The 22,224-nt window shown below is 72.9% G+C and carries 21 protein-coding genes; 13 read left to right on the forward strand and 8 right to left on the reverse strand.

All coding sequences use genetic code 11. The features are described 5' to 3' along the window. The first annotated feature begins 65 nt into the window (after positions 1–65). The 9 genes from AMK16_RS02400 (at position 66) to AMK16_RS02440 (ending at position 9,441) form a co-directional block, all read left to right on the forward strand. Positions 66–2,561, forward strand: a complete 2,496-nt coding sequence (locus AMK16_RS02400; protein ID WP_073907881.1) for a SpoIIE family protein phosphatase — start codon at positions 66–68, stop codon at positions 2,559–2,561. Between the two features lie 68 nt (positions 2,562–2,629). Next, a complete protein-coding gene (locus AMK16_RS02405) occupies positions 2,630–3,052 on the forward strand; it encodes an ATP-binding protein (RefSeq protein WP_073907884.1) in 423 nt (140 codons plus the stop codon). A gap of 109 nt (positions 3,053–3,161) precedes the next feature. Continuing rightward, positions 3,162–3,515: an STAS domain-containing protein gene (locus tag AMK16_RS02410; protein ID WP_073907885.1), complete on the forward strand. Its 354-nt coding sequence runs from the start codon at positions 3,162–3,164 to the stop codon at positions 3,513–3,515. A gap of 161 nt (positions 3,516–3,676) precedes the next feature. Continuing rightward, positions 3,677–5,050 carry an MFS transporter gene (locus tag AMK16_RS02415; protein WP_199885364.1) on the forward strand — a complete coding sequence of 458 codons (1,374 nt, stop codon included), beginning with the start codon at positions 3,677–3,679 and terminating at the stop codon, positions 5,048–5,050. Further along, positions 5,047–6,228: an anhydro-N-acetylmuramic acid kinase gene (locus tag AMK16_RS02420; RefSeq protein ID WP_073907891.1), complete on the forward strand. Its 1,182-nt coding sequence runs from the start codon at positions 5,047–5,049 to the stop codon at positions 6,226–6,228. Before AMK16_RS02415 ends, AMK16_RS02420 begins: the two co-directional genes overlap by 4 nt. 103 nt (positions 6,229–6,331) lie before the next feature. Beyond that, positions 6,332–7,294 (forward strand): polyphosphate kinase 2, encoded by a 963-nt coding sequence (gene ppk2, locus AMK16_RS02425; protein ID WP_073907894.1) that lies wholly within the window; start codon positions 6,332–6,334, stop codon positions 7,292–7,294. A 148-nt stretch (positions 7,295–7,442) separates the two neighbouring features. Next, positions 7,443–8,564, forward strand: coding sequence for a glutamate--cysteine ligase 2 (locus AMK16_RS02430; protein WP_073910251.1), 1,122 nt, complete (start codon positions 7,443–7,445; stop codon positions 8,562–8,564). 143 nt (positions 8,565–8,707) lie between these two features. Then, on the forward strand, positions 8,708–9,178 hold the full coding sequence (locus tag AMK16_RS02435) for a DUF3618 domain-containing protein (protein ID WP_073907897.1): 471 nt from the start codon (positions 8,708–8,710) through the stop codon (positions 9,176–9,178). Next, on the forward strand, positions 9,175–9,441 hold the full coding sequence (locus AMK16_RS02440; protein ID WP_073907900.1) for a DUF4235 domain-containing protein: 267 nt from the start codon (positions 9,175–9,177) through the stop codon (positions 9,439–9,441). The genes AMK16_RS02435 and AMK16_RS02440 overlap by 4 nt, the downstream gene beginning before the upstream one ends. A 58-nt stretch (positions 9,442–9,499) precedes the next feature. Here the strand turns inward: AMK16_RS02440 and AMK16_RS02445 are convergent, their stop codons facing one another. Then, on the reverse strand, positions 9,500–10,492 hold the full coding sequence (locus AMK16_RS02445; protein ID WP_073907903.1) for a magnesium and cobalt transport protein CorA: 993 nt from the start codon (positions 10,490–10,492) through the stop codon (positions 9,500–9,502). Positions 10,493–10,606: 114 nt separating this feature from the next. On the opposite strand from AMK16_RS02445, the gene AMK16_RS02450 reads away from it, so the two are divergent. The 3 genes from AMK16_RS02450 (at position 10,607) to AMK16_RS02460 (ending at position 14,662) form a co-directional block, all read left to right on the forward strand. Further along, entirely contained in the window at positions 10,607–12,094 is a 1,488-nt protein-coding gene (locus tag AMK16_RS02450; protein WP_073907906.1) for an MFS transporter, read from the forward strand. Between the two features lie 142 nt (positions 12,095–12,236). Beyond that, positions 12,237–13,541: a cytochrome P450 family protein gene (locus AMK16_RS02455; protein WP_079191271.1), complete on the forward strand. Its 1,305-nt coding sequence runs from the start codon at positions 12,237–12,239 to the stop codon at positions 13,539–13,541. A gap of 38 nt (positions 13,542–13,579) precedes the next feature. Beyond that, positions 13,580–14,662, forward strand: coding sequence for an amidohydrolase family protein (locus AMK16_RS02460; RefSeq protein WP_242438528.1), 1,083 nt, complete (start codon positions 13,580–13,582; stop codon positions 14,660–14,662). 84 nt (positions 14,663–14,746) lie between these two features. Here AMK16_RS02460 and AMK16_RS02465 read toward each other — a convergent pair whose 3' ends face one another. From AMK16_RS02465 to AMK16_RS02480, 4 genes are all read right to left on the reverse strand, one after another. Next, positions 14,747–14,950: a cold-shock protein gene (locus AMK16_RS02465; protein WP_073910261.1), complete on the reverse strand. Its 204-nt coding sequence runs from the start codon at positions 14,948–14,950 to the stop codon at positions 14,747–14,749. 233 nt (positions 14,951–15,183) lie between these two features. Next, a complete protein-coding gene (locus AMK16_RS02470) occupies positions 15,184–15,996 on the reverse strand; it encodes a peptidoglycan recognition protein family protein (RefSeq protein ID WP_073907909.1) in 813 nt (270 codons plus the stop codon). Positions 15,997–16,274: 278 nt separating this feature from the next. Continuing rightward, on the reverse strand, positions 16,275–16,640 hold the full coding sequence (locus AMK16_RS02475; RefSeq protein ID WP_073907912.1) for a PRC-barrel domain-containing protein: 366 nt from the start codon (positions 16,638–16,640) through the stop codon (positions 16,275–16,277). Positions 16,641–16,734: 94 nt separating this feature from the next. After that, positions 16,735–17,934, reverse strand: coding sequence for an MFS transporter (locus AMK16_RS02480; RefSeq protein WP_073907915.1), 1,200 nt, complete (start codon positions 17,932–17,934; stop codon positions 16,735–16,737). 220 nt (positions 17,935–18,154) lie between these two features. Here AMK16_RS02480 and AMK16_RS02485 point away from each other — a divergent pair, with 220 nt between their 5' ends. Beyond that, positions 18,155–19,015, forward strand: a complete 861-nt coding sequence (locus tag AMK16_RS02485; RefSeq protein WP_073907918.1) for a hypothetical protein — start codon at positions 18,155–18,157, stop codon at positions 19,013–19,015. 176 nt (positions 19,016–19,191) lie between these two features. Here the strand turns inward: AMK16_RS02485 and AMK16_RS02490 are convergent, their stop codons facing one another. The 3 genes from AMK16_RS02490 to AMK16_RS02500 form a co-directional block, all read right to left on the reverse strand. Further along, the gene (locus AMK16_RS02490; RefSeq protein WP_073907921.1) at positions 19,192–20,286 is read right to left on the reverse strand and encodes an RICIN domain-containing protein; all 1,095 of its coding nucleotides are present in this window, start codon (positions 20,284–20,286) and stop codon (positions 19,192–19,194) included. Between the two features lie 70 nt (positions 20,287–20,356). Further along, a complete protein-coding gene (locus AMK16_RS02495) occupies positions 20,357–21,433 on the reverse strand; it encodes an alpha/beta hydrolase (protein WP_073907924.1) in 1,077 nt (358 codons plus the stop codon). 198 nt (positions 21,434–21,631) lie between these two features. After that, entirely contained in the window at positions 21,632–22,168 is a 537-nt protein-coding gene (locus AMK16_RS02500; protein ID WP_073907927.1) for a hypothetical protein, read from the reverse strand. Between the last annotated feature and the right edge of the window lie 56 nt (positions 22,169–22,224).

A 22,224-nucleotide genomic window follows, 5' to 3' on the forward strand; every position in this document is an offset into this window, starting at 1 on the left:
TCGTGGCCGGCCTCCTCGCGCAGTGGACCGCCGTCAACACCAGCGAAGCAAGGAATGGGGACATCGTGAGCACGCCGGACAGTCAGTCCTCCACGGCAGACGGGGCCCTGCGCCCGCCGTCGCGGGCGCTCGTGCCCGCGCAGTCGCCCGGCCTGGCCGCAGCACACCCGCACGACGCGCCGGACGCGCCCTCGTCCTCGTCCTCGTCGACCGTCGGCCGTCTGGTGGCGACGGTGGAACGGCTGCGCCAGGAGGTACGGGAGGCGGACGCCGCCGCCGACGGCCGGGCCCTGGTCGAGCTGGCCAAGGGGATCCTCGTCGAGCGGCTGGGCTGCGGACCGGCCCAGGCGGCCGAACAGCTCGACACCCTGGCCGAACAGTCGGGAACCTCCCGCCTCGAACTGGCGGCGGACATCGTCAACCAGGCCTCCCGGGACCGCGTCAGCGAGCTCGCGGCCGCCTTCGCCGAACTGACGCAGGCCCCGCCGGAGGGGGACGCGGACGGCACGCGGCGCGCCGGCCACGCGGCGGCCTCGCTGTCGGTGCGGCTGCGGACGGCCGAGAGCGGCGTACTGGCCGCCGGCGACACCCAGGCGGTGGCGCGCTCCCTGCTGGAGAACGCACTGGACCCGCTCGGCGCGGCGGCCGTCGCCGTGTGGTCGGCGGGCACGGACGGCTCCCTGCTCCTGGCCGGGCACGCGGGCTTCACCGACGGGGAAGCGGCCCGCTGGCGGTACGTACCGCCCGAGGTGACGACCTTCGCCCGGCTGGCCCTGACCGAGCGCCGTCCGGTGGTCTCGGCGCGGCCTTCCGAGCCGTCCGTCCCCTCCCTGGGGCGCCACCACTGGCCCGAAGGGGGCCGGATCGCGCTGCCTTCCGGCGCGGGCGGCCGGATCCACGGCGTGCTGGAGATCTGCTGGCCGACGCCGCTGGGCCCGCAGCCCCCGCAGATCATGCGCCAGCTGGAGGCCCTCGCCGAGCTGTGCGCCCACACCCTGCACGACCTGCCCCTGCCCGAGCAGTCCCCGGCGCTCCCCGAGGTCCCGGCGGACCTCCGCGAGCTCGCCGACCTGGCCGACAACCTGCACGATCCGGCGCTGGTCCTGACCCCCGCCCTGGACGGGCAGGGCAACCTCGCCGACTTCCGGATCCAGCACGTCAACGAACATTTCGCCGACCCCGTGGGGCGCCCCAGCGGCGCGATCAGCGGCTCACTGCTGCTGGAGGCATACCCCACGGCCGCCGACGACAACGGCCTGTACGAGAGGATCGAGCGGGTCTACGCGACCGGTGAGCCACTGCGCTCCCAGCGCATGACCCTGACCTCGCTGGTGGGTCAGGTTCCGCTGCCGGCCGTCGCCGACGTCAGCATCAGCCGGCACGGCGGCGCCGTCCTGCTGCTGTGGCGGACCGAGGACGAGACGGCGCGGCTGGCCAGTCTGCTCCAGCACGCCCAGCGCCTGGGCCGCGTCGGCGGGTTCGAAGAGAACCTGGTGACGGGTGAGATCACCTGGAACAGCCAGCTCTTCGACATCCACGGCCAGCCGGCGTCGGCGTCGCCGGTCCCGATGGAGGAGCTGGCGGAGCACGCGCACCCCGACGACGGAGTGGGCATCCGGCGCTTCCTGCGCACCGTCCTGCACCACCGGCGGGACGCGTCGGTCGACTTCCGCCTCCAGCGGCCGGACGGGATTACCCGGCACATCCGGGTGGTGGCCGAACCGGTGCTCGACGCGCAGGGGATGCCCATCGCCGTCCGGGGTGCCTACCAGGACATCTCCGCCCAGCACTGGACGGAGGTCGCCCTGGCCGCCACCCGCGACCAACTCGCCTACACCGAAGCGGAGTCGGCCGACCGCGTACGGCTGACCCTCCAGCTCCAGCAGGCCATCATGCCGCCGGCCCCGGCGCCCCTCCAGGTCCCGGGCATGCACATCGCCGTGCGGTACCGGCCCGCGGAGTCCGAGGCGCTCGTCGGCGGCGACTGGTACGACACCGTCGTGCTGCCCTCCAAGGAGATCCTGCTGTGCGTGGGAGACGTCGCGGGCCACGGGATCGGCGCGGCCACCGGGATGGTCGTCCTACGCAACGCCCTGCGCGGGCTGGCGGTGACCGGGGCCGGGCCGGGCCAGCTGCTGTCCTGGCTCAACAAGGTGGCCCACCGCCTCACCGACCAGGTGACGGCCACGGCCGTCTGCGGGCTCTACAACCCCGAGTCGGGCATTCTGCGCTGGGCGCGGGCCGGGCATCTGCCGCCCGTGCTCGTCCGCGGGGGGAATGCCGAGTCCCTGCCGCTCTCCGAGGGCCTGCTGCTCGGTGTGCTCGACGACGTCGCGTACACCGAACAGGAGATCCGGCTCGAACGGGACGACACACTGCTGATGTTCACCGACGGGCTCGTCGAACGCAGGGACCTGTCGGTCAACGAGTCGGTCAGGGAACTGCTGTTGCGTACCCTGGACGCCCCGCGCGACCTCGACCGCTGCCTCGACCGGCTGTTGACGCACAGCAAGTCCGACACGGACGACGACACCTGCCTCATCGGAATCAGGCTGGTCTGACGGGTGCGATCGTGATACGCGGGGAATGGACCTGTCAGCGGCGGCGGAGTCGGGGGGCGGCGTAGGCCATGGATGTGGAAAGACGGCAGAGCCCCGGGCTCAGGCTCGGGCAGCCGGCCACGGCCTCCGAGGCGCGCGCGTTCGTCCGGGCGGTGTTCGAGCAGGCCGTGGAACTGGGGTGGGCGAGCACGGGCGACGGCGTCCGCGACGCGCTCGCGGACATCCTCCTGGTGACCTCCGAGCTCGCGACCAACGCGGTCCGGCACGGCGGGGGCCTCACGGGCTTCAGCGCCCGGCTGGAGCCCGACGCGATGGTCCTCACCGTCGTCGACGCCAGCCCGCGGCTGCCGGTCGCGCTCGTGAAGGAGCAGGGACCGGCCACGCCCGGGGGTTTCGGCTGGCCGCTGATCTGCCGGCTGGCGAAGCACGTCTCGGTGACGCCGCTGGCGGGCGCGGGCAAGAGCATCGAGGTCATCCTGCCGCTGCAGTGAACCGGGCGCTGCGGGGCGCAGGGCCGGTGCGGGGCGCCCGGAGGCGTCCGGGCATGGTTGGGTGGGCTCGTGGGTAGTTCATGGCCCGCCGGAAGAGTAGACAGGGGTAATGACCGTGAACGCCGACCGCTGCCACGTCGAGGTGCAGGACCAGCATGAGGGCATACGCGTCGTGGTGATGGCGGGCGAGTTCGACCTCGACAACGCCGGTCCGCTGCGGGCTGCCATGGATCCGCAGGCGCCGGGGGTCCACCGCTACGTGGTCGACGTCTCGGAGGTCACCTTCGCCGACTCGATCACGCTCACCATCCTGCTCCAGGCCACTTTGGCCCGGGAGGTCGTCCTGGCCGGGCCGCAGCCCCCGCACCTCGCGCAGCTGCTCCGGCTCACCGGGGCCGACCGGGTCTTCGCCCACGCCCCGTCGGTGGCCGAAGGCCGCACGATGGTCGTACCGCCCCGCTGACCCACGGCGCCCCGGTCGCCGCCCGGCGGGGGAACGGGGGCGGGGGCAGGGCGGGCAGGCCCGCCGCAGGCCGGGAGCGCAGGCCGGGGCCGAACTGCTGAACCCCGGCGGGGCCCGGCATCGTCCCGGCGCCGGGCGGGCACCCAGCACTGGTGACTCCCATCGCGCTGCGCCCCGCGCCACCGGCCGCCGCCCCCGCGCGGCGCGCGCTCCTGGCGGGCGCCGCCGGAAACTTCGTCGAGTGGTACGAGTTCGGCGTGTACGGCTGCTTCGCCACCGTCATCGCCGCCCACTTCTTCACCCCGGAACCGGGCGGGGGCGCTGCCGGTGCCGGGCCGCTGGTCGCCACGTACGCCTCCTTCGCGCTGGCCTTCTTCTTCCGTCCCGCCGGGGCGCTGCTCTTCGGCCGGCTCGGGGACCGCATCGGCCGCCGGCCCACCCTTGTGCTGGTCATCGGGCTCATGACGCTCGCCACCACGCTGATCGGCCTGCTCCCCACCCGGGCGACGGCGGGCGCCACCGCGCCCTGGCTGCTGACGCTGCTGCGCGCCCTGCAAGGCCTCTGCGCGGGAGGGGAGTTCGGCGGCGCCGTGGCCCTGATGACGGAGTACGCACCCCCCGGCCGGCGCGGCCGCTACGGCGCGTGGCAGTCCTTCACCGTCGCGCTCGGCCTGCTCGGGGGCGCCGGGGCCGCCGCGCTGGCGGCTTCACTGCTGCCGCCGGCGGCGCTGAACGACTGGGGCTGGCGGCTGCCGTTCCTGGCGGCCCTGCCGCTCGGGGCGGCCGTGCTGTGGGTGCGTGCCGGGCTGCAGGAGCCGCCCGGTCCCCCGCCGGCCGGGGGCGCCGTACCCGCCGGGCCGCCCGAATCCGCCGCCCCACCGGGGCCGCCGGGCGGGGTCGCCCCACCGGGCCCGTCCCGACCGCTCCCCGCGCCCGCCCCGCCCGGCACCGCCGGGGCCGTCGTGCTCGGCATCGGGCGGATCATGGGCTGGTCGGCGGCCGGGTACACCTTCCTCGTCGTCCTGCCCTCCTATCTCCAGTCCACGCTCGGGGCGTCCTTCCGGGACTCCCTCATCGCCACCGCACTGGCCAATCTGGGGTTCGCGGCCGCGATCGTGCCCGCGGGCATGCTCAGCGACCGCGTCGGACGGCGTCCCGTCATGCTGTGCGGGGCGATCACCGTGACCGTGTCCGCCCTTCCGCTGCTGCACCTGCTGCGGGATCCCGACGGATCGGCGGCGCTCCGGGCCGCGGCCGTCCTCGGCGCCGGCGCGGCGGTCGGCCTGCTGGCCGGTCCGGGGCCGGCCATGCTCGCCGAGATGTTCCCCGCCCGGGTGCGCTGCACCGGCCTCGGCATGGCCTACGCCCTCACCAACGCCGTGTTCTCCGGGTGCGCGGGCCTGGTGATCACCGCACTGACCGCGGCCACCGGCGACCACGACGTCCCCGCCTACTACGCGGCCGGCGCCTGCGCCCTGAGCGCGGTGGCGCTGGCGACCCTGCGCGGCGACGACCACCTCCGGCCGCTGCGGTGAAGGTCATCGGGCTGATGTCGGGGACCTCGTACGACGCCGTGGACGCCGCGGCCGCGGAAGTGACGGTGCAGGACGGGGGCGGGACCCTGCGGCTGGTCCCGCTCGGCATGATCAGCACGCCGTACGAGGCCGATCTGCGCCGGGCACTGGCCGTCGCCCTGCCGCCCGGATCCACCACCCTGGCCGAGGTGTGCCGGCTGGACACCCGGATCGGCCGGGCCTTCGCGCGGCTCGCCGTCCGCGCCGACGCCGAACTGTGCGGCGGCCGGGCCGGGCTGGTCGCCTCGCACGGGCAGACCGTCTACCACTGGGTCGAGGGCGGCCGGGTGTACGGCACCCTCCAGCTCGGGCAACCCGCCTGGATCGCCGAGGCGACCGGCTGCCCGGTCGTCTCCGACTTCCGCCCGCGGGACGTCGCGGCCGGGGGCCAGGGCGCCCCCCTGGTGAGCCTGGTCGACCGGATGCTGCTGCGCGGGCGCCCGGGCGTACCGGCCGCCCTGAACATCGGGGGGATCGCCAACCTCACCTGCCTGCCCGCAAACGGGCCCGCCGTGGCCTTCGACACCGGCCCGGGCAACGCACTGCTCGACGCGGCGGTGCGCGACGTGACCTCGGGAAGGCTCGGCTACGACGAGGACGGCGCCCTCGCGGCCGCCGGCCGGGTCCGCGAGCCGCTGCTGCGGCGGCTGCTCGACGAGCCGTACTACCGGCTCCCCGCCCCCAAGACGACGGGCAAGGAGCTGTTCCACCCCGGCTACCTGCGCCGGGTCCTGGACGGCTTCGGCTCCCCCGCGCCGCAGGACCTCCTGGCCACCCTGACCCGCCTCACCGCCCGTACCGTCGCCGACGCGCTGCGCCCGCTGGGCGCCACCGAGGTCATCGCCTCCGGCGGCGGCACCCGCAATCCGGTGCTCATGTCGATGCTCCGCGAGGAGTTGCCCGGCGGCGCCGTGCTGCGGACCTCCGACGCCCTGGGCCTGCCCGCCGCCGCGAAGGAGGCGTACGCGTTCGCGGTCCTCGGCTTCCTGACGCTCCACGGGCTGCCCGGCAACGCCCCCGAGTGCACCGGGGCCGCCGGGCCGCGGGTCCTCGGTTCCCTCACCCCGGGCGGGCGTCCCCTACGGCTGCCGTCTGCCCCCGCCCGTGCGCCGCGCTCCCTGGTCATCGGCCGTCCCTGACCACGGTTGCCGACGGGGGCGGCGGGTAGGCGCAGGTCGTTCAGGGGGTGATCTGCGTTCCGCCGGGGGCGCGGCCCCTTCCGCAGGAGGGAAAGGCGTACGGATGACCGACCGGGCCGAGGTGAGGCACCAGGAGAGGCTGCTGGACGGCCTGAGCGTGGACACCAGCCGACCCGAGCAGCCCGTACTGCTCGACGGAGCGGGCGACCCGATCCAGACCTGGCGGGACAACTATCCCTACGACGTGAAGATCGGGCGCCGCGCGTATGAGCGCGAGAAGCGGATCCTGCAGATAGAGATGCTCAAGCTCCAGCGCTGGGTCAAGGCCAGTGGCGCCCGGGTGGTGGTGGTCTGCGAGGGACGGGACGCGGCGGGCAAGGGCGGCACCATAAAGCGTTTCACCGAACGCCTCAATCCCCGCGGAGCGCGGGTCGTCGCCCTGGACAAGCCCTCCGAGCGCGAGGCGGGCCAGTGGTACTTCCAGCGTTACGTCTCGAACCTCCCGACCGCCGGGGAGATCGTCTTCTTCGACCGTTCCTGGTACAACCGCGCCGGGGTCGAGAAGGTCATGGGATTCTGCACGGACGAGGAGTACGAGCTGTTCCTGCGCCAGTGCCCCGTCTTCGAGAGCATGCTCGTCGAGGACGGCATCCACCTGGTCAAGTTCTGGTTCTCCGTCTCCCGCGCGGAGCAGCGGACCCGCTTCGCCATCCGCCACGTCGATCCGGTGCGACAGTGGAAGCTGTCCCCCACCGACCTCGACTCCCTCGACCGGTGGGACGACTACACCTCCACCAAGATCGCCATGTTCCGTGCCACGGACACCGTCCGGGCGCCGTGGACGGTGGTCAAGAGCAACGACAAGCGCCGCGCCCGTCTGGAGGCCCTGCGCCACCTGCTGTACCACCTCGACTACGACAACAAGGACCCGCGGGCGGTCGGCGAACCGGACAAGCTCGTCATCGGAGCCGCGGACACCCTCCTGGAGCCGGGCGAGGACACGACCGCCCTCTCCCCCACTCCCCTGACCTCGGCGAGCGCCGGACGGGGGGCCCACCCCGAGTAACCGCCCCGGGCCGTCCGCCCACCGCACCCGCGCGGCCACCCGGTTCCGGCCCGGGAGGCCGCGCTCGCGCGTACGGGGCGCCGCATGGTCACCACGGCGCGGGGAAGGCGGTGGGCATCCGATTGGACCTGGAGCGATGGGCGGCGACATGCGAAGCGTAGGCGTGGAAGAAGAGCTGCTGCTGGTGGACGCCGCCAGCGGCGAGCCACTGGCCCTGTCGGGGGCCGTACTGGCCGCGGCCGACCGCTGGACGTGGGGCCCGGAGGGGACCGGCGAGGAACAGGACCACACCTTCGAGAAGGAACTGCACAAGGAACAGCTGGAGTTCGCCACCAAGCCGGTGACGGAGATGGGCGAACTCCAAGGCGAGATCGTCCGGTGGCGGGGGGAGGCCGCCCGCCACGCGGGGACGGTCGGTGCGGTGATCGCGGCGCTCGCGACCTCGCCGCTGCCCGTGCGACCGTCGATCAGTCCGGGCAAGCGCTACCAGTGGCTGGGCGAGCAGTTCGGGCTGACCGCGCAGGAGCAGCTGACCTGCGGCTGCCACATCCACGTCTCGGTGGAGTCCGACGAGGAGGGCGTCGCGGTCCTGGACCGCATCCGCCCCTGGCTCGCCGTCCTGACCGCCCTGAGCGCGAACTCGCCCTTCTGGCAGGGCGAGGACAGCCTGTACGGGAGCTACCGCAGCCGGGTCTGGAACCGGTGGCCCTCGGCCGGCCCGGTGGACCTCTTCGGCTCGGCCGACCGGTACCACGAGCAGGTGCGCGCCATGATCGGCACCGGGGTGCTGCGCGACGAGGGGATGGTCTACTTCGACGCCCGCCTGTCCGCCTCCTACCCCACGGTGGAGGTCAGGGTGGCGGACGTCTGCCTCGATCCGTCGACCCCCGTCCTGCTGGCCGCGCTGGTCCGGGGCCTCGTGGAGACCGCCGCACGGGAGTGGCGCGACGGCGCGCCGCCGGCCCGGATCGCCACGAGCCTGCTGCGGCTCGCCTCGTGGCGGGCGGGCCGCTCGGGCCTGGACGGTCCTCTCATCCATCCCGCGACCATGGCCGAGGTCCCGGCCGAGGAGGCCGTCGACGCGCTGTACCGGCACGTACGGCAGGCGTTGGCCGATCACGGGGACGAGGAGCTGGTCCGTGAGGGCATCGCCCGTCTCCTCGCCCGGGGCAACGGCGCCCGCGTGCAGCGCGAGCTGCTGCGGACCGGGGGCAGCCTCCCCGCCGTGGTGGCCGAGTGCGCGCGGATCACCTCCGGCGGCACCGTCTGACGGGCCGGCTCACCGGCCCGATGCGGTTGGCGGAGGCCGGACTTCGCGGGCCGGGGCGGTGGATGAGGGGTCGTCACCTGGGTATGCGCGGCGCATCGACACATGCGGGCCGATGCGGCCGAGACCGAAGAAGGGACACACCGATGACCGAGGACCACTCCGGCCGGAACGACTCCGCGCCGCTGCCCGGTGAACTGCGCGAGGACATCGAGGCCACGCGGATACAGCTGGGGCAGGCCGTGGATACGGCCGCCGACGAGGCCGGCAAGGCGGACGTGAAGACCCGCGCCCAGGACAAGGCGGCGGAGGTCGGCGCGCAGGTCCAGGACAAGGCGGCCGAGGTCGGCGCGCAGGTCCAGGACAAGACGGCCGAGATCCTGGCTCGGGTCCAGGGCCGGGCCACGGAGGTCAAGGACCAGGTCCAGGGCCGGGCCACGGACGTGAAGGACCAGGTCCAGGGCACGGCGACCGAGGTGAGGGGGCAGGTGGAGGAGGCGGCCGGACAGGCGGCCGAAGCCGCGCGCCGAGGCCGCGTCCCGCTGCTGGCGTGGGCCGGCGGCGTGGCCGTCCTCACCTACGTCCTGCTGCGCCGCTCCCGGCGGAGCAGCCGATGAGGGTCTCCAAGGTCACCTACAAGCCGGTCGGACTGCTGGCCGGCATGGCCGGCGGCATGCTGGCCGGGGCTGCCTTCAAACAGGCTTGGAAGGTGCTGGGCAACGACGACGACGCTCCGGACGCCACCGACGAGGCCCGGAGCTGGCGGGAGATCCTGACGGCGGCGGCCATCCAGGGCGCCATCTTCGCCGTGGTGAAGGCCGCCGTCGACCGGGGCGGGGCCACGGCGGTACGCAGGTTCACCGGCGCGTGGCCCGGCTGAGCGCACGTGAGGACGGCGCCGGCGGATCACCGCCGGCGCCGTCCTCGTACGTACGGGGTCACAGCCAGCCGTTGCGGCGGAAGGCGCGGTAGAGGGCGCCCGACGCGACCGCCATGATTGCGACGGCCATCGGGTATCCGTAACTCCATCCGAGTTCCGGCATGTGCTCGAAGTTCATTCCGTAGACGCCCGCGACCATCGTGGGGATGGCGAAGATCGCCGCCCAGGCGGAGATGCGCCGCATGTCGTCGTTCTGCCAGGTGCCCACCCGTGCCTGCTGGGCGTCCAGGACGGAGTTCAGCAGCTCGTCGAGGGTGCGCACTTCGGTGTCGGCGCCGTGCAGGTGGTCCGCCACGTCGCGGAAGTACGGCAGGGCCTTGCCCGCAGGCTCCTCCTCAGGGGCGTCCAGCATGCCCTGGAGGACCGGGGTGAGCGGCTGGACGGCGTCGCGGAACTCGCGCACCTCGCGCTTGAGCGAGTAGATGCCCTCGGTGACGTCGATGCGGGAGGTGGAGAAGACACAGTCTTCGAGGCGGGTGAGTGCGGCGCGCACCTTCTCGGCGGCGTCGCTGTAGTCGTCGACGACCACGTCCAGGACGGCGTGCAGGACGGCCAGGGGGCCGAACCGCAGCATCGCCGGATCGGCTTCCAGACGCCGGGCGGCCTCGGCGGTGGGGTCGGCGTCCCCGTGCCGCACGGTCAGCACGTAGCGGGGCCCGACGAAGAGCATCATCTCCCCGGTCTCCACCGCCGCCTCGCCCTCGACGTACCAGAGGGTCTTGAGGGCGACCGCCAGCACGTCGCCGAACCGTTCGTGCTTGGGACGCTGGTGGGCCTGCACCGCATCCTCGACGGCCAGCGGGTGCAAACCCAGCTCCTCGGCCAGCTGGACGAGCTCGGCCTCGGCCGGGTCCACCAGGCGCACCCAGCCGAACTCGCCGTCGCCCAGCTCCCGCAGCCGCTTGAGCGCCACTTGGCAGGCCTCGTCCGCCAGACCGCACTCCACCGTCTTCGTCGCGCCCGAGTGTTCTTCGTACGTCACGCATTCCATTTCCCGCGCATGCTTCAGCCCACCGGTTTCATGCGTCCGACACCGCCGGGAGGGGGCCCCGGCACGCTCTGCCAGGCGGGTTTGCGTCCCCGGCGGCCGGGCAAACGACCCGGCATGGCCGAATTCGCGGAGCGTGAGGATACGCTCACCACCAAGGTTCCCGCCCGTCTGGACCGGCTTCCGTGGTCCCGGTGGCACTGGATGATCGTGATCGGGCTGGGGACCGTGTGGATCCTCGACGGCCTGGAAGTGACGATCGTCGGCAACATCGCCAGTCGCCTCTCCGAGGACGGCAGCGGTCTGTCCATCACCGACGCCCAGGTCACCGGTGTCGCCGCCGCGCTCTACGTGGCGGGCGCCTGCTCCGGCGCGCTGGTGTTCGGGCGGCTGACCGACCTGTTCGGCCGCAAGAAGCTCTTCCTGATCACGCTCGGGCTGTACCTGGCGGCCACGGCGATGACCGCACTGTCCTTCTCCGCCTGGTGGTTCTTCCTCTTCCGCTTCCTGACCGGCTTCGGCATCGGCGGTGAGTACGCGGCCATCAACTCGGCGATCGACGAACTGATCCCGAGCAAGTACCGCGGCCGCGTGGATCTGATCATCAACGGCAGTTTCTGGCTGGGCGCGGTCGCGGGCGCCTTGTTGTCCGTGGTCGCCCTGAACACCGACCTCTTCCCGCCGTCGGTGGGCTGGCGGCTCACCTTCGCGCTGGGCGTGGTCCTCGGTCTGGTGATCCTGATCGTACGGCGCCACGTGCCCGAGAGTCCGCGCTGGATGCTGATCCACGGGAAGGCGCAGGAGGCGGAGGAACTCGTCGACGACGTGGAGCGGCGCGTCGAGGAGGAGAAGGGCTCCCGGCTGCCCCCGGCGGAGCGGACGATGACGGTCACACAGGGCCGGAGCATCGGCTTCGGGCTCATCGCGAAGACCGTCTTCCGCTCCTATCCGCGCCGGGCCGTCCTCGGCCTGTCCCTCTTCGTCGGCCAGGCCTTCCTCTACAACGCGATCACCTTCGGCTTCGGCAGCATCCTCGTCGGGTTCTTCGACGTCTCCAGCAGCGTGACGGGCTACTACTTCGCCGTCATCGCCTTCGGGAACTTCCTGGGGCCCCTGCTGTTGGGGCGGCTGTTCGACACCCTCGGCCGGCGGCCGATGATCGCGGGCACCTACGTGCTGTCGGGTCTGCTGCTGTTCGGCACGGCATGGCTCTTCGGCGCCGGCCGGCTCACCGCCGTGACGATGACCGCGTGCTGGTGCGTGGTGCTCTTCTTCGCCTCGGCCGGTGCGAGTTCGGCCTACCTGACCGTCAGCGAGATCTTCCCGATGGAGACGCGGGCGATGGCGATCGCCTTCTTCTACGCCGTCGGTACGGCCGCCGGCGGCATCTCGGGCCCCCTGATCTTCGCGAGCCTCACCACGAGCGGCGTGGTATCGGACGCGGTCATCGCCTTCTGCATCGGCGCCTCCCTGATGGTGGCGGCCGGCGTGGTGGCCGTCTTCCTCGCGGTCGCCGCCGAGGGCAAGTCCCTGGAGGACATCGCCGCCCCGCTCTCGTCGCGGCCCGAGGAGACGGCGCCGGCGTCCGCGCAGGCCGCTTCGTAGGACGCACGGCGCAGCCCCCTGCGACCCCGCCCCGAAACCCGCCCAAACCCCCCTCACCCGAACGGGCAAGGGGGGTTTCGCCGTCCGCCGGGGCGGGGACCGGTGTGTCCGCAGACGCCGAGTGTCACGGAGGGTGCGGAAGATGGCGCAGGAGAACGCGGCACCGAACAGCGGCAGGGCCCTGGACGACCTCAGGCGATCCGTGTCGCGGGGCGCGCCGGAGTACCGGGAGTGCCCCCATCCCGTCTACGCCGCGCTGCGCGAGCAGGACCCGGTCTGCCTGCTGAAGCCCCCGCACGGCGTGGACACGTACCTGATCACCCGGTACGAGGACGCCCGCGACGCCCTGTCGGACCCCCGGTTCAGCAAGGACATGCGGGGCGCGATGGACACCTACCACGCCGTGTACGGCAGCTTCTTCGACGCGCTCGACGACAACGTCCTCTTCTGCGACCCGCCCCGGCACACGCGGCTGCGCCGCTGCCTGCGGACCGCCTTCACCCCGCGGCGCGTGGAGGAGATGCGGGCGAGGATCACCGAGATCGCCGAGGACCTCCTCGCCGGGTGCCGCACGAGCGATCCGGTCGACCTGATGTCGTCGTTCGCGTTCCCGCTGCCCATCGCGGTGCTGTGCGAACTGATGGGCATCCCGGAGCCAGACCGCCCGGAGATCCTCGGGCAGTTCTCGGTCGTGACGCGCGCCCGGTTCGACCCCGGGATGAAGGCGGAGCTGAGGGCGGCCGAGGAGTGGCTCCAGGCCCGCTTGGGGCAGCTGACCGCCCACACCCGCGAACACCCCTCGGACAGTTTCCTCAGCGACCTGATCCAGGCGGACGAGGCCCTGGACGACGCGGAGCTGGTCTCCTCGCTGTGGGTCATCTTCTTCGCCGGCCACAAGACCACCGCCTACCAGATCGGCAATTCGGTCCTGAACCTGCTGCTGCGGCCCGACCAGCTGGAAGTGCTGCGCAAGAACCCGCGGCTGATCCCGGGGGCGGTCGAGGAGATCGTCCGCTTCGAAGGGTCGGTGGAGACCTCCACCTTCCGCTACGCCGCCGAGGACGCCGAGATCCGGGGCACGCTCATCCCCAAGGGGTCCCTCGTACAGATCGCCCTCACCTCGGCGAACCGCGACCCCGACAAGTTCGACTCCCCCGACGTCCTGGACGTGACCCGCGAGGGTATCCAGGGAACGCACCTGGGCTTCGGCCACGGGACGCACTACTGCCTGGGGGCGCCGCTGGCGCGGCTGGAACTGGAGGTCGCGCTCTCCTGTCTCCTGCGGGAGTTCCCCGACATGGCGCTGGTGGACCCCGCGGAGAGCGCGCGGGCCTGGCTCAAGGGGCCGGTCGCGGCTTTCCGCGGCCTCCAGCACCTGCGGATCACCCTGGAGCCTTCGCGGCCGGCCGGAGACCTCGCCCCCGCCTCCGCGACCTCCGCGACCTGACCCGAACCGAACGGCGGTGGATTGGCATGCCCGAATCCGTGAGCACTTCCGGACCGCACTTCCCGGGAACCTCGACGCAGGAGCGGCAGGTCTCCCCGGCGGGCGCCGGCGGGCCCGTCCGTACGGCGGTGGACGGCTCCCCCCGTGGGCCGGACGGGGCCCACGCGGTCCAGTCGAAGATCGACATGCACCATCACTACTGCGCACCGCAGTGGCGCGAGTGGGCCGGACGCCACGGGCTCGTGAAGCCGGAGCGGTTGCCGCCGTGGACGGGGCTCGACATCACGGCGGCGATCGGCTTCATGGACCGGGCGGGCATCGCGACGGCCGTCCTCAAGCCCATGCTGCCGGCCCGCTACCGTTCGTCGGCCCAGCTGCGCGAGGCGATCAACATCACGCTGCAGTCGATGATCGAGGTGGCGACGGCGCACCCGGGACGGTTCGCGTACTACGTGCCCCTGTTCCTGGACGACGCGGACGCGTCGTCCTGGGCGGTGCGCCGCGGGCTCGGTCAGCTCGGGGCCGTCGGAGTGAACGTGACCGCGAACTACGGGGGCGTCTACCTGGGAGACCCCGTCTACGACCGGGTGTTCGCGGAGCTGAACGACCACGGGGCGGTGGTGGACACCCATCCGCACAACCTGCCGGACGGTCCGCCCGGGGCGGCGACGGTTCCCGGCATCCCCAACTTCTTGTGCGACTTCCTGCTGGACACCACGCGGGCCGCCGTGAACATGATCAGCAACAGGACCCTGGACCGCTTCCCGGACATCTCGGTCATCCTGCCGCACGCGGGCGGCTTCCTGCCGTACATCGCGACGCGCCTGCAGGCCCTGGGGCGGTTCTGCGAGCCGCCCATCGATCCGGGCGCCGTCCGCGAGTACCTGGGACGCTTCTACTACGACACGGCCGGCCCCATGGCGGCCGCGGGAACGCTCCTCGCGCACGCGTCGGCCGACCACGTCCTTTTCGGCACCGACTATCCCGCCGCGCCCGGCGACACGGTCCTGGACCTGGCTTTCCCGGCGCTCGACGCGGACCCGGCCTTCACCGCCGGCCAACGACGGGGGATCTACCGCGACAACGCGCTGCGCCTGATGCCGATGCTGGCCAGCGTCTGACGGGACGCACGACGCGCGGGTTCCGGCAGGGCCCCCAAGCCCTGCCGGGACCCGCTCACGCGTGCGTGGAGCCGGGCCGGCGGCTCAGGCGGGGGTGATGTTCTCCGCCTGCGGGCCCTTCTGGCCCTGGGCGATGTCGAACGTCACGGCCTGGCCCTCCTGGAGCTCGCGGTAGCCGGTGGCGTTGATCGCCGAGTAGTGGGCGAACACGTCCGGGCCGCCGCCGTCCTGGGCGATGAAGCCGAAGCCCTTTTCGGCGTTGAACCACTTCACAGTTCCGGTAGCCATGATCATGCCTTCCAGTCGATGAACGCCTCCCGCACTTTGCGGGAAACGGAGGTGATCGCCCTGGTCCAACGGCAAGCACAGCAGGACTGCCCACACCGGAGATGCGGGCAGAAGGCACTTCGAACCACGACAGCTACCGGAGAAGGTACACGCCGACACGCACGGTCACCAGGGAAAACGATCACCAAATCTGAACGAAATCCAGTGACTCCCGCGACGGAGGGCGCCGGACGTCAGCGCCCGGGGCCCGGCCGCCCCCAGCGCGCCAGTTCCCGCTCCAGGACGTCCGAGGGGAGGTACTCGGCCGGCCCGGTCCAGCGGTCCCCGGTGTCGTGGTCGACGTGCTGCCCCAGCTCCACGCCCAGTCGCGCCGCGACGTCCTGGCGCAGCCTGGGGAGCAGGGCGTAGAGGCGGTCGCCGGGGCACGAGGTCTGGTTGAAGTCCCGGTGTCCGTGGATCTCCGATGCCGGCAGGCCGTACTGGTGGCAGATCTGCGCGCACAGGGCGACGAGGGCCTCGTACTGCCGGGCCGGCGGCTCCACGCTGGTGTAGGTGCCCTCGTTCTCGATGCCCACGGCCACGTTGTTCTGGCCGACGCAGTGGGCCGCACGGACCTGGCGGGCCCCGCCGGTCAGTTCGGCGAGACTGCGGTGCCGGCCCTCGGTGACGTAGGCGCCCCGGCTGACGGTGAAGTGCTGGCCGGTGTCGATCCAGCCCTGGGTGTCCATGTGGTAGTTCTGGATCGCCCGGGCCAGGGCGAAGGCCCGCTGCTTCGAGTAGTCCTCCACGTTCGCGGTCGCCGTGTGGTGCACGATGATGCGCTCCGGCGCAGTGGACAGGACCACCACGGACTCGGAGGGCGGCCGTGCCCCCCATTCCTCGCAGCTGAGGACCTCCACGGTGGCCCGGCCCGAGGCGGGCAGGGCCAGCGCCCCGGTCGCCGGCCAGAGGGCCGCCCCCACCCCCAGGGCCCCGGCGAGCAGCGTGCGACGGGCGAGGCCGCCCGGCGCACCGGCGGTCTGCGGAGCCAGGGGACGAGCGCACATGGGGGAACTTCCTCTCACCGGCGGGTGGGTGGCGCGGCCGCTGCCGCACACACCGGCCAACGAGCAGGTGACCACGAAGACGCCCGCCGACGGCGCCGACGGCGCCGACGCGGACACGATCGGCACCGGTCGGAGTAAGGCCGCGGCGTCCGACCGGCGCCACGGACGAGGCCCCGGCCGCCTGCCGTGGCAGGGGCCGGGGCCTCGCGGGGGCGCCGGTCGGACGGCCGGGGGGCGCAGGGCGCCCGGTCAGACGGTCGGGGGCCCGGGCGCGCCGGTCAGACGGTCGGGAGGCCGAACGGCATGCCCGTGCCGTAGTAGGTGCCCAAATTCCGGTGGTAGTCCGCGTCGCCCAGGTGCTGGTCCCGGTGGAACTCCGGCGCGGCCTTGATCTGGTCCTTGGTGCGGTCCACGAAGACCTTCTTCTCCTCGTGGTCCACGCGGGTCACCGTGCCGGCCGGCAGCAGCACTTCCTTGCCGAGGATCCACACACCGGTGTCCACGACCAGGTAGGCGTCGGTCACCTCGTCGGAATGCTTGTCGACCTTCCCGATGGAGCCGTCGACCGCCTCCACCTTGTAGCCCGTCAGGTCGGCGGCGAGGTACTCGACTCCGGCGCGGTAGGTCCACACGTTCTCGGTCACGCGAAACAACTCCTTCGATCCGGACTGTGGTTCCGCCGTCCCGTCATGGAACCGGGGAGGCGAAGCCGCGGTCGTCGGCGCGCCTGCCCCGCTCTCACGCGTTCAATCCGTCCGTGTTCCGGGCGGCCTCCACGAAGGGCCGGGAGGTGACGGTGACGGCCACGGAGAGGGCGGCGACGACGGTGATGGCGGTGGCGGGGGCCACGTACTGGGCGATGCCTCCGGCGGCCGCCGCGCCGATGCCCTGCCAGGCCATCCGGCCGGCGGACTCGACGCCCTGCACCTGGCCCCGGACCGGTCCGGGGGTCAGCCGCAGCAACTGCTCCTGCAGGGGCAGGGTGGCGGCGAAGCCGGCGCCGGCGACGAACACCGCGGCGGCCGCGAGCAGGAGGGGCGGGTGCAGCGCGAAGAGCAGGTAGGGGGCGGCCAGCAGCAGCCGCAGGGCGAAGGCGCAGCGCTGTCGCCGCTCGGCGGTGAGCAGGCGGCCGACGGTCAGGTCGCCGAGGAGCATGCCGGCCGATCCCGCGGCCAGCAGGGTGCCCGCGCGGGCCGGTTCATAGGTGAGGAACAGTGCCTCGCAGCCGACGACCAGACCGTTGGGGACCCACAGGTTCACCAGCAGGGCCCGCCGGCCGGGGTGGGAGAACAACTCCGCGTTGGTGGTCCAGGTCTGCCGCAGTCCGGGGCGGCGGGTGAGACGGATGGAGTGCTCCCGCAGGGTGCTCGCGACGACGGCCAGGCCCCCGGCGGTCAGGGCCGCCGCGACGGCGAAGACGCCCTGGGGAGTCAGGTGTCGCAGCAGTACGGCGCCGATCGCGTAGCCGAGGACGGCCGTGCCGCCGGAGGTGAGGTTCATCAGGGAACGGGCCGGCACGTGGGCGCAGTCCGGGACGATTTCGGCGAGCAGCCCCAACCGGGTGCCGGTGCCCAGGGACTGGAAGAAGCCGAGCACCAGCAGCAGGGCGAACCGGGCCGCGAGCGGCAGACCCGGGACCGCCTGCGCGGCGATGCCCAGCAGCGAGAGCAGCTGGAGCGCGACGATGGTGCGGCGCGGGCGCTTGCCGTCGGCGACCGACATGAGCGTCAGCGCGCCGAGGACGGTCGCGAACGTGGCGCCGTACATGCTCACGGCGGTCAGGAAAGGGGAGTTCGTCCGGTGGCTGACCATCGTGCCGAGCGCGAGGCCCGAGAGGGTGGTCGCGGCGACCGTGCAGGTGAAGCCGGCGTACAGGCCCGCGAACTCGCGGTTGCGGAGCAGGTCGCGGAAACCGCCGGGGCCGGAGTCAGGGCCCAAGTCCGTACCTTGGCACGGCCCGGGGCCGGCGGTGCGGGTGGGAGCGGTGCGGACGGGGGCTGCGTGGGCGGGGACGGGGGGTGCGGGGCACGCCGGGGTGTCTGAAGGCATGAAAAAAGCCTCCGGTGGGTGCACGGGGCACCGCCGAAGGCCAACGCCCACATTCTAGCAGCCCGTCCGGGCCGCTCGCCGTCCACCGGGGTTGGCGTAGCGTTCGGTCATGACCATGCCGCCGCCCCCGCCCTCGCCCGGCCCGTACGGGCCGCCTCCACAGCCCCCGCACCCGTACGGCGGACAGCAGTACGGACAGCAGTACGGACAGCCGTACGGGCAGCACCCGCCCTACCCGGGGCCGCCGCCTCCGCAACAGCCCTACGGGGCGCCGCCGTACCCGGTCCCAGGCGCCTGGGGGCAGCCGCCGGTGGGACCGCCGGCGCGCCGCGGCCGCACCGGCGTGGGCGTCGCGATCGTCGCGGCCTCGCTGGTGGGGCTCACCCTGATCGGGCTCGGGGTGAACCGGCTGACGACCGGGGGCGGGAGCGGATCCGGCTTCCCCAGGGCCGAGTACCGCCTCACGGTGCCGCCGACCCTGCTCGACGGCCGGTTCCGGCTCGATCAGGACCTCTCGCAGACCCGGGGCAAGGAAGCGCTGAAGGGCAGCTACGACCCCAAGATCCGCGATCCGAAGCCCGCCGTCGGCCAGTACACGGCCGGCGCTCCGCAGGGGGCGGGCGTGCTCGTCTTCTCGGGGATGTACGGCCGGTTCAAGGACCCGGCGGGTGCTCGCAGGAAGATGCTGGCGGGCGCGGCCAAGGCCGACGGCGCGCGTCTGGCGGTCCCCGCGCGCGACATCACGCCCGCCGATTCCGGCATCACCGTCTCCTGCGAGGTGCTGGTCACGACGCAGGACGGGACCACGGCTTCCCTGCCCGTGTGCGCGTGGGCGGACGAGAACACCGGCGCATCGGTCGCCGTGGTCACTCCCGAGGGCGCGCAGCAGTCCCCGCAGTCCGTCGACCTGGACAAGGCGGCCGAGTCCACCGTGAAGGTGCGCTCGGAGGCGCGGCAGCCGATCGGCTGACAGGGGGGCCGGCACGGGCGGGGCGTCCCTGTGGCTCCGGGCCGGACAGGGCCGGTACGGCAAAGACGGCGTGCTCCCGGGCGGTCGGGGCCCCCTGCCGCCCGGAGCCTCGCAGGCGCGGGCGGCCGGGGACGGGCGGCAGGGGGACGGACCGGCCGCGGACGGACCGGCCGGGCTCAGGAGCAGGAAGTGAAGGTCGGGCTGGTGTTGGCGATGTAGACGGTCGCACCGCCGGCCGGGGAGTCCTTGACCGGGACGGTGATGGTGTCGTCGGCCTTCCAGGGGAAGCCGCGCGCGTCGAAGGTCCAGTTGCCGGTGACCTTCTTCGCCAGGACGGACAGCGTCACCCAGCCGTACTGCGCGGCGGGGACGGGGACCTGGATGCCGTCACCGACGCTCGTGGAGCCCTCCCACACGTTGGTGAACGACAGGGTGGAGCTGACCCTGGTCTGCAGGGCGGGGGCGGCGCCCGCGGAGATGTCCGCGGAGAGCTGGGTGCCGATGCTGCTCTGCCAGCCGGTGGTCCTGTTCACCGTGAAGGACTGGGAGGCCGGCGAGCTGGAGTTGTTGTACCAGACCGCGGAGGCGCAGACCCTGGGGAGGGGGGCGGCGGGGGCTTCGCTCTTCACCGTCCACGAGCAGGCACCGGGATCCTTCTGGCACGCCTTGGCGCCGTGGTCCACGGCGAGGTTCCAGGCGGCCGGCGAGTTCGTGGTCCAGCGCTGGTTGACCCCGGCGTGGCAGCGGGACTGGCCGGTCCAGGCGTCGTCGTACTGGGCGTTGGACAGCAGGTCCAGGCAGGAGTTGTCGCTCTCGTTGCGGATCATGAACGCCGCACCGGAGCCACCGGAGCCCGCGACGGGCTGTAAGTACCACTTCTGGCTCTTCTGGCCCCGGCAGGTCTGCTGGCGCAGGGCGGGCCAGCTCAGGTCGATGCACTTGCCGGTGGTGGTGTTGACGATCGTGAAGGCGGCCTCCGCCGGATCGACGTTGAGGTTCCAGGACTGGTGATGGCCGGGGGCCGCGTTGGTGACGATGTACGCCCCGTCGTCGCGGGATCCGTTCTGGACGTCGATCAGGCGGCCGTTGCCGGCGGAGGTGAAGGTCACGCACGCGAGCGGGGAGCCGCAGGTCTCGGCCGCGCGGGCCGGGGAGGCGGCGAGCGGGGAGGCCATGAGGCCGAGGGCGACGCAGCACGTGGCCAGGGCCGCGGCGAACAGGCGCAGGCGGGAGGGGGCGCGTTCCGGCGCGGGGGCCGGGGCTGATGTCATGGGATGGCCTTTCTCCGAAGGGGAAGGGGTGGAGGGTGGGTCGGGGCGCGGTGGCGCCGGTGACGCGCGGTCAGGCCGCGCCGGCGGCGAAGGCCGCCTCCAGGCGCGGGACGTAGTCGACGAGGTCCTGGCTCCAGCAGCCGCTGTCGTGGCCGCCGCGGCAGTGCGCCCCCCAGCCGGAGCCGTTGCCGTAGTTCACGTAGTGGTAGGGGAATCCGAGGGCGTCGAGCCGTTCCCTGGCATGCCGCGTCGCCGATTCGACCCAGAACTCGAACCCGGCCGGGTCGCCCTTCCCGTTGCCGGTGTAGAGGGCGATGCCCATGCCCGCCAGGGCGGACATGTGCGCGACGGGATCCGCCGCGTTCCAGCGCCAGTCGGCGTCGAACAGCGGGTAGGGCGTGCCGAAGACGGCGTCGCTGGAGACCGTCGGCCCGAACCACAGGGAGCAGGAGGGCGTGGTGGCGGGATCGCAGAAGGGGGCGCCCGCGTTGGTCAGGGTGCCGACGACGGCGGCGCGGGTGACGGCGTGGTCCCGGGAGAGTTCGTCGGCGCCGGAGAACGTGGCGACCTGGCCGAACAGTCCGGGGTGGCGCTGGGCGTAGTGCAGGGCGCCGAATCCGCCCATGGAGATGCCCGCGACGGCGCGTGACTGTCTGCCGGTGACGGTGCGCAGGTTGGCGTCGATGAAGGGGAGCACCTGGTTGATGTGGAAGTTCTCCCAGTTCTGCGCCCCCGCGGCCGTCTTCTGGTCGAGCCAGTTGGTGTACCAGCCGCGCAGGCCCCCGTCCGGGATGACCGTGATCATGGACCGGGCGGCGGTGAGCGCGGGGTAGGCCAGGTCCGGGTTGCCCGGATCGTCGGACGCGCCGTGCAGGAAGTAGAGGACGGGGTAGCGCCTGGCCGGGTCGTCGAAGTAGCCGGCGGGCAGCAGGATCCGGATGCGGTGCTCCCCGGCGACTTCGGGTGTGGTGACCGTGACCACGAAGTTTCTTCCGCTGCCGGTCGCGCCGGTGGTCTGGGTCAGGCCGAACCCGTCGGTCAGGGCGGGTGGAGCGGGCGGGGCCGGGGGGTTTGCCCGGGCGGCCGGCGTGCCCGGCAGGAGCACGGCGGCGGCCAGGACGAGCAGCGCGGCCGGCGCCGCCCTCATGCGCAGGAGTCGTGCGTGGAGCGACGGTCTCGTCGCCCGTGTGCGGAGCGGATGGTGGCCCATGGGCCGAGTGTGGCCCACCCGCTCCTCCCCTTTGGAGTCCAGTTCTAGAAAATTCTCTGCTTTTACTGGCCGGAATCCGCCCGGCGCTGCGACCCCGGAGCCGTCGGCCTCTCCGGCCCCGGGGTCTGCGCGCGCCTACTGCTTGTTCTTCGCCAGGTCTTCCCGGAACAGCTTCTCGCACGCGGGGCTGGAGTCCGTCGCGATGAAAGAGACCATCAGCAGGGTGCCCGCCGTGCCGTGGTGGCTCGCCTTCAGGCTCCAGCCGCTCTTGTCCAGCGTCTTGATGACGGAGACCTGCTGGTCGGCGCTCCGCAGCTCCTTCCACCCGCCCTTGGCCAGGGCGGCGACCGTCGCGTCATAGGACTTCTTCGAGTCGGTGGCCTTCTTGCCGTCCGCGAACCAGGAGACCATGCAGGACTTGAGCCCCGCCGGGACCTCGTCACCCGCGCCCTCGGTGAAGCCGGCCGCCGTGGCGGCGCCCTCGATCTCCTTCTTCACGGCCGCGGCGTCCAGCGAGCCGGAGGCACCCGCCTTCGCCGGGGCGGAGGCGGCCCCGGACGGAACCGTTCCGCCGGCCTTCGCCTTGTCCGCGTCCGAGCCGCCCCCGCTGCCACAACCCGCGACCAGCAGCACCACACCGGCAGCCGCGGCCGCCCACCTCGCCTTGCGCACAACGTCCCAATCTCCTGTGTACACGGGCCCGGTGCCCATGTGATCAAGGAAGCAGT

Source organism: Streptomyces sp. CB00455, from assembly GCF_001905445.1.
Taxonomy (GTDB): domain Bacteria; phylum Actinomycetota; class Actinomycetes; order Streptomycetales; family Streptomycetaceae; genus Streptomyces.

Bases quoted from the DNA above. Each gene is read 5' to 3' on its own strand.
- AMK16_RS02405 (WP_073907884.1), top strand. From the start codon at position 2,630: ATGGATGTGGAAAGACGGCAGAGCCCCGGGCTCAGGCTCGGGCAGCCG.
- AMK16_RS02410 (WP_073907885.1), top strand. From the start codon at position 3,162: ATGACCGTGAACGCCGACCGCTGCCACGTCGAGGTGCAGGACCAGCAT.
- ppk2 (WP_073907894.1), top strand. From the start codon at position 6,332: ATGACCGACCGGGCCGAGGTGAGGCACCAGGAGAGGCTGCTGGACGGC.
- AMK16_RS02430 (WP_073910251.1), top strand. From the start codon at position 7,443: ATGCGAAGCGTAGGCGTGGAAGAAGAGCTGCTGCTGGTGGACGCCGCC.
- AMK16_RS02435 (WP_073907897.1), top strand. From the start codon at position 8,708: ATGACCGAGGACCACTCCGGCCGGAACGACTCCGCGCCGCTGCCCGGT.
- AMK16_RS02440 (WP_073907900.1), top strand. From the start codon at position 9,175: ATGAGGGTCTCCAAGGTCACCTACAAGCCGGTCGGACTGCTGGCCGGC.
- AMK16_RS02445 (WP_073907903.1), bottom strand. From the start codon at position 10,492: ATGGAATGCGTGACGTACGAAGAACACTCGGGCGCGACGAAGACGGTG.
- AMK16_RS02450 (WP_073907906.1), top strand. From the start codon at position 10,607: ATGGCCGAATTCGCGGAGCGTGAGGATACGCTCACCACCAAGGTTCCC.
- AMK16_RS02455 (WP_079191271.1), top strand. From the start codon at position 12,237: ATGGCGCAGGAGAACGCGGCACCGAACAGCGGCAGGGCCCTGGACGAC.
- AMK16_RS02465 (WP_073910261.1), bottom strand. From the start codon at position 14,950: ATGGCTACCGGAACTGTGAAGTGGTTCAACGCCGAAAAGGGCTTCGGC.
- AMK16_RS02470 (WP_073907909.1), bottom strand. From the start codon at position 15,996: ATGTGCGCTCGTCCCCTGGCTCCGCAGACCGCCGGTGCGCCGGGCGGC.
- AMK16_RS02485 (WP_073907918.1), top strand. From the start codon at position 18,155: ATGACCATGCCGCCGCCCCCGCCCTCGCCCGGCCCGTACGGGCCGCCT.
- AMK16_RS02490 (WP_073907921.1), bottom strand. From the start codon at position 20,286: ATGACATCAGCCCCGGCCCCCGCGCCGGAACGCGCCCCCTCCCGCCTG.
- AMK16_RS02495 (WP_073907924.1), bottom strand. From the start codon at position 21,433: ATGAGGGCGGCGCCGGCCGCGCTGCTCGTCCTGGCCGCCGCCGTGCTC.